This is a genomic window from Clostridium sp. 1001283B150225_161107_B6, from assembly GCF_015556325.1.
Taxonomy (GTDB): domain Bacteria; phylum Bacillota; class Clostridia; order Lachnospirales; family Lachnospiraceae; genus Enterocloster.
The window spans coordinates 222,980-231,759 of record NZ_JADNMD010000010.1 but is presented as its reverse complement, the minus strand read 5'-3'; the positions used below and the strand labels follow the sequence as shown (position 1 = coordinate 231,759).

The window sequence follows — 8,780 nt, the reverse complement described above, 5'->3', positions numbered from 1 at the left end:
CCTGGTGTACCGGTTTCTTTTCTCTTGCCATAATAAAAGGCCTCCTATGATTTTTTATTTTATCATAGAAGACCTTTGGCTAATACCTATTTACAGAAAAATTTTCATACACTCGAATAATTAATTTATCGCATATTCACTTATGTTTCATACCATGAGCCGGACTAATAAAAGTCCGGCTCAGAGCAGTTTATACCATCATATTTAATTCACTGACTCATCAGATACCGTATTATCTGTACTGGTTTCTGATGTGGTATCATCTGATTGTGGCTGAGCACCCGGCCCCAACTTCATGGTATCAACGGTTTGGGTTGTTGGATTTCCATCCCAGACACCATCTGCACCCACATGAAAACCATCTGGTGTATCATAATCCGTTCTCATATAGCCACCGATATCAAAGTAATACCACTTTCCATCCTGATCTTCTACCCATGTCGAAGCAGCATAATATCCATTTTTAAGGACATACTTCCAACCGCGTTCATTTTGCATCCAACCAGGGAGATATTTTTGTTTTGCACCACTAGCATTTACGTAGAATCCATCTGGTGTTATGGTATCAGACAACATATATCCTTCTCCATCCAGATAGTATAACTCATCATCTACATTTAACCAGCCATTGCTGACAAATGTCCCATCTGGTTTGCGATAACGGTATCTTCCATTTTCTCCTATTTCCCATCCTGAGACAGTCGTACCAGTATACGCACCAGCGTCAGATCCATCTATATTAATTAAATATTTTCTTACCTCAGGAGGCAAATCTGCTGAAGACACATTGCCCGGTAAGCTCACCACATCTATGTATCGCTCTTTAGTCGGCAACTTTCCATTATTTGTATAAAGAACAATCTGTAGTGTGGGCTGTGTACCCTCCGGAAGCAAAGGCTGATTTTCAGGAATAGCCCATAATCCATCTACATTGACTAAGTTGGGAACTTCCCCCCACGGTCTATGATACTCCATTGGATTAAAGGTATATGCATAATCATATCCCCTCTTTAAAATAACATTTCTCTCTGCAATAGAATTACCTCCAACCAAAATGGCAAAATAGTGACCATTACCGCAATCCACTGGTCTCCACTCGAAAAGATAGGCTCCACAGCTTTCCATGGTGGTTGTATCAATCCCTGTCGTTGTGTCGGCAAATGCCACTGTTGTATTCTGGATGCACAATGCCGCTGCAAGGCATATCATGGCTAGTTTTCTTTTAATCATTCGGTTGTTCCTCCTATTAAATTATAAAAAGAAAGCGTTGCGACTAGTTTAGTTTCCTAATCAGCCACAACGCTTCCCCCTTAATTATCTGTATTAACTAAATAATATTAGTTCTCAGCATAGATAGCAACAATCTTGCCATGTCCGCCTTCTTTGTTAATTACATAGTAGTAGTCATTGCCGTCTTTGTTCTTGGACTTGCTGTCAATAACCTTACCTGAAGTATTAACCAGATAGAAGTTCTTGAAATCCTTAGCAGCGGCTGTGCTACCCTTGGTGTAATCAATAATATACAGTTCTGCTAAATCTTCTGCCTTCTTATTTACACCAAACTGCTTTAACGCATCTGTCTTAGAAGTATTGCTATCAGATGCACTCATTCCTACAGCTGCAAGGAATGCCTGAACATCATCTAACTTCTTATATGTGGTAGTGCTTGCTGCATCAGCACCGGTTGCTGGGCTAGCCTGGACAACCTGGTACTTCTCGTCGGAACCAGCAGCTAACATCTTACCAGACTGATACATCTTGTCATCCTTCTCACCGGTCTTACCAGCACCCTTATGAGCGCCAGACTTCTCGAAGAAGAATGTGAACTTATCGCCATCAATAGTGATGCTGGTCTTGTTGGTTCTCATAGAACCATCATCGCCATCACCAAAGTAGTAGCATCTGTAACCATTATTTGAGTACCAGATGGAGCTTGTATTGAAGTCATCCTCGGTATCAAATGGATGAGCGGAATCATCATCTGCCTTAACATCTAAGCCATCGCCATTATCCTTGATGAACTTAAGGCCATCAACCATACGGCCGTCATTACGGAACGCATACTTTTTACCCTTGATGGTCTTGAATTCGCCAGCATACAGCTTACCACTTCCATCTGCATAGTACCAAGCATCTTCGTCATCATTGTACTTATCATAGTTCAGGTATTCAGCAGAAACAACCTTGAACCAGCCCTTGCTTACGCGGGCACCATTCTCAACATCCTGGAAGTATCTCCACTGCTGTGAGTACTTAGCAGGTACACTAACAGATGCAGAACTGCCTGCCTCACTGTGGCTTGCAAGTAAGTCGTCATTAACACCGTTAGTCTGGCTGTTGGATGCGCTCTTAACGTCTAAGGACCACTCTGCAGTCATTGCGCCGTTCTCATCGAACTCATACTTCTTACCATTGATGGTTTTGCTCTTCTGAACATCGCCACTTTCAGCCTTTACTTTCTTACCATTAGCCTTGAAGTAGAACCAACGTGTCTGATCCTCATCATCGTTGAATGCTGGAGCAACTTCATATGCCAGTGTGCTGTTTGTAACAGCATCATCATATGTGATATCCATCTGCAGCCAGCCAACAGTCATTGCACCATCGTCTTCGCCGCCGAAGTAGTAATCGCCTTCCTTAAATGCATCGCCGTCTGTATTATCAAGACGCTCTGCACTGTTCTCATCTACCCATCCGAAAAGCATCTTGCCTTCGTCATCAAAAGCATACTTCTTGCCATTGATTGTCTTCAGGGCTACCTTGGCATTATCGCCATTCTTTAAAGCCTTACCATTAGCCTGGAAATAGTACCAGTAATGGTCTGGCTCGTCATCCTGTCCTGCATCCTCGTTGTCAATGGCTACCCACTGGTTTGCTGCCATAACACCGTTGATGTCTACGTAATAGTAGTTGTCGCCATCCTCAATCAGCTGATCAATAGCCATCTCGCCATTGCTATCTAACCAATACCAGTTATTACCGGATTTTTTCCACTGATCAGTTGCTCTCTCGCCATCTCTGTTGTAATATACCCAAGTACCGTCTTCCTCAGCCCATCCTGTAGCTGCGAAAGAAGTCATGGATGCACCAATAGCGAGCAGTGCTGCTGTTGATAATACAGCAACTAACTTTGTCTGCTTTCTCATAATTAATGCACTCTCCTTTTTCTTTTTGAAATACTTTTTGAAATTCCTTTTTTGCATTACGAGTTGATTATACTTCGGATAAGGAAAATTATCAATAGTTTTTTTGCATTTTTTGCAAATTCTACTAAAATTATGTAATATCGACAACTCCCTCTAAAGTTAACCAGCTCCATCACACGCACTTAGTATATTATAAATTCCGCAAAAATACCATAACTTTTACCTGTGTATTTTCTTACATAATTATTACAGATGTGTTGTGTACCCTAAGGATTGCATTTATATCTATACATGCATCTTCGTATCGCTGCCTATTTCGAACATTCTGTCATAATTTAATCATACTAAAATGTTTAAACAGGCAACGGGCATTAATGCTCTCAATTACTTATAAGCATAATGCCCGTTTAAAATTGATTCATCCAATTGACCTGCTAAACTTTAATCATAAAGTAATTAAAACTATTTCTCTAAAATAATTTTATATGCCTCAGCCATCCCTTTACTCTGAATCAGCTCATAAGACTCCTCCACCAGAGGAATCATATCGCTAAGATTGGCATGCCAATAATCATCTCTCTTCATTATCTCACTGACAGAGGCCTGCTTCATAAACCGTATGATTTCTTCTCCGTCATTCGCCTTATCTGTACGATAAAATGATATCAGTGCTGCCATGGAAAACGTAAGGGCCCTTGGATAATTTCCAAACTTTTCTTTATATTCTAAAATAGTAGGAAGGACTCTTACCTGGAACTTACTTACGGAATTCAGAGCTATACTCAGCAGCTGATGTTTAATAAATGGATTTGAAAAACGCTCCAGCACAGCTGTTCCAAATTTACGATTATCTTCTGTATCACCAATTGTAGGAATTATTTCTTCAAAAATACACTTTCTCAAGAATGCAGATACCATTTCATCCTTCATACATTCACCGACAGTCTCAAGTCCATACAGATATGCGCCCAATACCATAGAGGTATGGCCTCCGTTCAGAATACGCACTTTCCTTTTTTTATATGGATGTACATCATCTGTCCAGACAATGTTATAGCCCGCTTTCTGGAATGGAAGTTCATCTTCATGGTGGCCGCCGATAACCCACAGATGAAATATCTCTGCCGTATCTATAAGTTTATCTTCATATCCAATCTGTTTCGTCAGTCCTTCAATCTCATCTCTAGGATAGCCTGTCACGATTCGATCTACCAATGTACTGCAAAAGTCATTCTCATTCTCAATCCAGTTTATAAAACCATCCTCAAGTTTCCACAAATCTGCATACTGAAGAACACACCTCTTCAAATTATCACCATTGTCATCAATCAGTTCACACGGAAGAAGTATAAGGCCCTTCAATCCAGCTTTGTACCTCCTATACAAAAATTGGGTGAGTTTAGCTGGATATGATTTTGGAGGCATATCAGTCAGCTTTTCCACTCCCAGATACTCGATTCCTGCCTCAGTGGTATTAGACACAAGAACACGTAAATCCGGATTCTCTGCTAATGCAATATATTCATTATACTCAACATATGGATTTAATGCTCTGGAAATAGAAGTTATATGAGTATGCTCGTTAACTACTTTCCCATTATCAATTCCCCGCAGGAACAGATTGTATTCACAGTTCTGGTCTGCCAGCATATCACACATTCCTTTTTCGATAGGTTGTACCACGACTATTTTGCCATCATATAAGCCTTTCTCCTGAAGCTTATGGAAAAAATAATCTACGAATCCACGTAAAAATCCACCTTCTCCAAATTGTATAACTGTTTCTTTTACTGCGTTGCTCATCTCTTTACCTCCACGTTTTGTAAGTGCTTACATTTTTGTGTGCAATTAACTTTACTTTATTACTTAGATTACTATACAACATAGCCCAGAATTTTGCAAGAGTACTACACACTTTTTTGTAAGTATTTACATTTTATTTTTTCTTCTCTTGTATTCAATCAGCTTATTCTTCTATTTTTATTTGCTACGAATACAATTCCTTTAAGCCATACAAATGTTTCTTATTGCACATTTTCATCACCCAAAGAAATCATTTGTAATTTATTTTGTAAATATCTTCCTAATATTATTGACTTTCTTACAAAAACATACTATTATATTAAATATAAAGTATATTTTTTCTTACAAAATTATGAATTAAAAGGAGAAGTACGTATGAGAAAGCACACAAAAGCACTTGCAACAATTATGGCAGCCGCTACATTAGCTATGGCATCTGCAGTAACCAGTTTAGCAAATACCGGATGGCTTAATGTACAAAGTAAATGGTTTTATTATGATGAGGCTGGCAATTCCATCCGTAATCAGTGGGTACAGGAGGACAATAATCTTTTCTGGCTCAAGGATAATGGAGAAATGGCAATCCAGTCATGGGTAAAATATGATGACAGCTGGTATTGGGTGAATGCGCAGGGAGCCATGGTTACTGACAGCTGGATACCGATTACGAATAACTGGTATTATGTTGGACAGGATGGAAAAATGCTGGCCAATACTTGGTTTGAGTATAATAATCGCTCCTATTATCTTACCGAAAGCGGAGCTGCTGCAAAAGGTTGGTTAGAAATTGACGGTAAGTGGTATTATTTTGACAGGACAAATGGAGATATGAAGAAATCCACCAGTATTGATGGTTACCGTCTTAACGATGATGGGGTTTATGTTCAGTAATCTTATGTAAATTATGTATTGGTATTATTAGGATTTACTTTTTATATAACATGGGTTTTGGGGTTAGAGGATTCCAAGAAGGGCTATTCACTTATAACAGCGAATAGCCCTTTTGTAATACATCGCACCGCCTTTACCACAAAAAAACCGCCCGCCTCAACATGTCTCACACGTCTCAGCGCAACGGTCTTTCCATCTAAGTCATCCTCAGCTTTATCAACTGAATTCCAATGAACTCCGATTATATAAATCTATCAGCCCTGGTCCAAAATTACTTCAATGTAACCTTAGCGCCCTCAGCCTCTAATTTAGCCTTAACATCCTCAGCCTCGTCCTTGGAAGCGCCCTGCTTAACTACCTTAGGAGCTCCGTCAACTACGTCCTTAGCTTCCTTCAGGCCTAAGCCGGTAACTTCACGTACAACCTTGATAACCTTAACCTTGTTAGGACCAACCTCGGTCAGCTCTACGTCAAATTCAGTCTTCTCCTCAGCTGCTGCTGCGCCAGCGCCTGCTGCTGCAACTACAACACCTGCTGCTGCGGATACGCCAAACTCTTCCTCACATGCTTTTACTAATTCGTTCAGTTCTAATACAGATAATTCCTTGATAGCTTCGATAAACTCAGCGGTTGTTAACTTTGCCATTTTATGTTCCTCCTGTTTAATATTTAATAATAGTTGTTTTCAATATTGTCCGGCACCGATTGGCTGCCGGGCAGATAAGCCTTTTTCTGTCAACAAGATTATGCCTCTGCGGCTCCACCCTGCTGCTCTGCAATCTGATTGAGTACACGAGCCAGGTTGGTAATTGGTGACTGGATGCTTCCAAGCAGCTTGCCAAGAAGTTCATCTCTGGAAGGAATGGTTGCGATAACCTGGGTTCCTGCCTGGTCATAGTAGGTTCCTTCAACTACACATGCTTTCAGTTCCAGCTTTGGAGCTGTCTTAGCGAAGTTTGCTAAGATGCGTGCCGGAGCAGTAGCATCTTCTTTAGAAACTGCTAATGCGGTAGGTCCTTCCAGCTGTGGTGCAAGTGCTGCAAAATCTGTTCCTTCTGCTGCACGCTTAATCAGGGTATTCTTGTATACCTTGTAAGCAACCCCAGCTTCCCTTAACTGCTTACGCAGCTGAGTATCCTGCTCCACTGTCAGACCGCGGTAGTCAACGATGACTGCACCGGCAGCGCCTTCCAGCATAGCCTTAATCTCATCTACGACTGGCTGTTTTAATTCAACTTTTGCCATGAATGGTTTACCTCCTTATATATTTTCGCATTGAAAACCGTCATAGCACGGGAACGATTCATAATCCAGAACTGCAGACAAGCTGCAAAGACCGGACAAAAAAACCTCTCCGCCGTAAAGACAGAGAGGTTCGCAAAATCTCATCATAAATAATCAGAGTTTTGTATGTTCCTCGGCAGGCGTTTTCGCCTTACACCTTACGGTACCTGCTGTCTCAGGGCATTCAATACTGTGGTATCATATCATATTGTATGAATGATGTCAAGCCCCATTCAGGTTTAAACCTTCCGGCTTCTATCCTTCAAATGAACGGGGATTTGTGCTTATAGCACTATATTATTGCAATCAATTAGTTCACAAGCTTTGCAACGTTCAGCTTAACGCCGGGACCCATGGTAGAGGTCAGGGCAACGCTCTTAAGGTATGCGCCCTTAACGGTGCTTGGCTTAGCCTTCATGATTGCATCAATAAGCGTCTGGAAGTTGTCCGCTAACTGCTCCTCTGTGAAAGAAGCTTTTCCTACTGGCACGTGAATAATGTTTGTCTTGTCGAGTCTGTATTCAATCTTACCAGCTTTGATATCGTTGATAGCCTTGGTAACATCCATGGTTACGGTTCCGGCCTTTGGGTTTGGCATTAAGCCCTTGGGTCCCAGTACACGGCCCAGACGGCCTACAACGCCCATCATGTCAGGGGTAGCTACTACAACGTCAAAATCCAGCCAGCCATCGTTCTGAATCCTCGGAATCAGTTCCTCTGCTCCTACGTAATCAGCACCTGCCGCCTGAGCCTCGTCGGCCTTTGGTCCCTTTGCAAATACTAAGATACGTACAGTCTTACCTGTTCCGTGAGGAAGAACAACAGCGCCACGAATCTGCTGGTCAGCATGACGTCCGTCACAGCCTGTTCTGATATGAAGCTCTACAGTCTCATCAAATTTTGCGGATGCATTTTTCTTCACTAATGTGATAGCATCAGCAATGTCATAAAGTGCAGCACGGTCTACGTTTTTCATAGCCTCTGCATATCTTTTACCTGATTTCATTCTAATAACCTCCTAGTGGTATTGACGGGGAATCTCCCTCCCACGTTCATATAACGGGTAAATGCCTTAGCAACCCGGAAACCTTGCTCGGGTGTCTCCGGATTCATGCACCAATTGTATTATTCCTTGGTATAATTCCCAGATATGATTCTTTGGAATTATTCCTCAATGGTAACGCCCATGCTTCTTGCAGTGCCGGCAATCATGCTCATGGCAGCCTCTAAGCTGGCAGCATTTAAATCTGGCATCTTAGTCTCTGCAATCTTCTGAAGGTCAGCCTTCTTAAGCACAGCTACCTTTGTCTTGTTAGGAACACCGGAACCGCTCTTAATGTTGCAGGCCTTCTTAATCAGAACGGCTGCTGGCGGGGTCTTGGTGATGAAGCTGAAGCTTCTGTCCGCATATACGGTAATAACAACAGGGATAATCATATCGCCCTGGTCTGCTGTCCTTGCGTTGAATTCCTTGGTAAACTGAACGATATTGACACCGTGCTGACCAAGTGCTGGTCCAACTGGTGGTGCTGGTGTTGCTTTGCCAGCTGGAATCTGTAATTTAATATATCCTGTTACTTTCTTTGCCATCTTAGGCACCTCCTAAAATTATGTGGTATTGTCGGGAATGTCCCTCCCACCAGCCCCTGCCCTGCA

General features: G+C 41.7%; 8 protein-coding genes and 1 other annotated feature. Of the genes, 1 reads left to right on the top strand and 7 read right to left on the bottom strand.

Annotation, left to right across the window (positions count from 1 at the left end; all coding sequences use genetic code 11):
• Positions 1-204 precede the first annotated feature (204 nt).
• From I2H39_RS21150 to I2H39_RS21140, 3 genes are all read right to left on the bottom strand, one after another.
• Positions 205-1,230 (bottom strand): choline-binding protein, encoded by a 1,026-nt coding sequence (locus I2H39_RS21150; protein WP_138306581.1) that lies wholly within the window; start codon positions 1,228-1,230, stop codon positions 205-207.
• A 107-nt stretch (positions 1,231-1,337) separates the two neighbouring features.
• Positions 1,338-3,146, bottom strand: a complete 1,809-nt coding sequence (locus I2H39_RS21145) for an argininosuccinate lyase (protein WP_138306580.1) — start codon at positions 3,144-3,146, stop codon at positions 1,338-1,340.
• A 462-nt stretch (positions 3,147-3,608) separates the two neighbouring features.
• Positions 3,609-4,949, bottom strand: a complete 1,341-nt coding sequence (locus I2H39_RS21140) for a tagaturonate reductase (RefSeq protein ID WP_195627449.1) — start codon at positions 4,947-4,949, stop codon at positions 3,609-3,611.
• 375 nt (positions 4,950-5,324) lie between these two features.
• Here I2H39_RS21140 and I2H39_RS21135 point away from each other — a divergent pair, with 375 nt between their 5' ends.
• Positions 5,325-5,840: a hypothetical protein gene (locus I2H39_RS21135; protein WP_138306578.1), complete on the top strand. Its 516-nt coding sequence runs from the start codon at positions 5,325-5,327 to the stop codon at positions 5,838-5,840.
• A 271-nt stretch (positions 5,841-6,111) separates the two neighbouring features.
• On the opposite strand, the gene rplL is transcribed toward I2H39_RS21135, so the two are convergent.
• From rplL to rplK, 4 genes are all read right to left on the bottom strand, one after another.
• The gene (gene rplL, locus I2H39_RS21130; RefSeq protein ID WP_002587304.1) at positions 6,112-6,486 is read right to left on the bottom strand and encodes a 50S ribosomal protein L7/L12; all 375 of its coding nucleotides are present in this window, start codon (positions 6,484-6,486) and stop codon (positions 6,112-6,114) included.
• A 98-nt stretch (positions 6,487-6,584) separates the two neighbouring features.
• Positions 6,585-7,085 (bottom strand): 50S ribosomal protein L10, encoded by a 501-nt coding sequence (gene rplJ / locus I2H39_RS21125; RefSeq protein WP_138306577.1) that lies wholly within the window; start codon positions 7,083-7,085, stop codon positions 6,585-6,587.
• An 89-nt stretch (positions 7,086-7,174) separates the two neighbouring features.
• Positions 7,175-7,322 (bottom strand) — a sequence feature (ribosomal protein L10 leader region).
• Positions 7,323-7,434: 112 nt separating this feature from the next.
• On the bottom strand, positions 7,435-8,130 hold the full coding sequence (rplA, locus tag I2H39_RS21120; RefSeq protein ID WP_002566638.1) for a 50S ribosomal protein L1: 696 nt from the start codon (positions 8,128-8,130) through the stop codon (positions 7,435-7,437).
• A gap of 158 nt (positions 8,131-8,288) precedes the next feature.
• Complete coding sequence (gene rplK / locus I2H39_RS21115) at positions 8,289-8,714, bottom strand: 50S ribosomal protein L11 (RefSeq protein ID WP_002587303.1); 426 nt, start codon at positions 8,712-8,714, stop codon at positions 8,289-8,291.
• Between the last annotated feature and the right edge of the window lie 66 nt (positions 8,715-8,780).

Coding starts and splice junctions, on each gene's coding strand:
- rplL (WP_002587304.1), bottom strand. CDS start 6,486: ATGGCAAAGTTAACAACCGCTGAGTTTATCGAAGCTATCAAGGAATTA.
- rplJ (WP_138306577.1), bottom strand. CDS start 7,085: ATGGCAAAAGTTGAATTAAAACAGCCAGTCGTAGATGAGATTAAGGCT.
- I2H39_RS21150 (WP_138306581.1), bottom strand. CDS start 1,230: ATGATTAAAAGAAAACTAGCCATGATATGCCTTGCAGCGGCATTGTGC.
- rplK (WP_002587303.1), bottom strand. CDS start 8,714: ATGGCAAAGAAAGTAACAGGATATATTAAATTACAGATTCCAGCTGGC.
- I2H39_RS21135 (WP_138306578.1), top strand. CDS start 5,325: ATGAGAAAGCACACAAAAGCACTTGCAACAATTATGGCAGCCGCTACA.
- I2H39_RS21140 (WP_195627449.1), bottom strand. CDS start 4,949: ATGAGCAACGCAGTAAAAGAAACAGTTATACAATTTGGAGAAGGTGGA.
- I2H39_RS21145 (WP_138306580.1), bottom strand. CDS start 3,146: ATGAGAAAGCAGACAAAGTTAGTTGCTGTATTATCAACAGCAGCACTG.
- rplA (WP_002566638.1), bottom strand. CDS start 8,130: ATGAAATCAGGTAAAAGATATGCAGAGGCTATGAAAAACGTAGACCGT.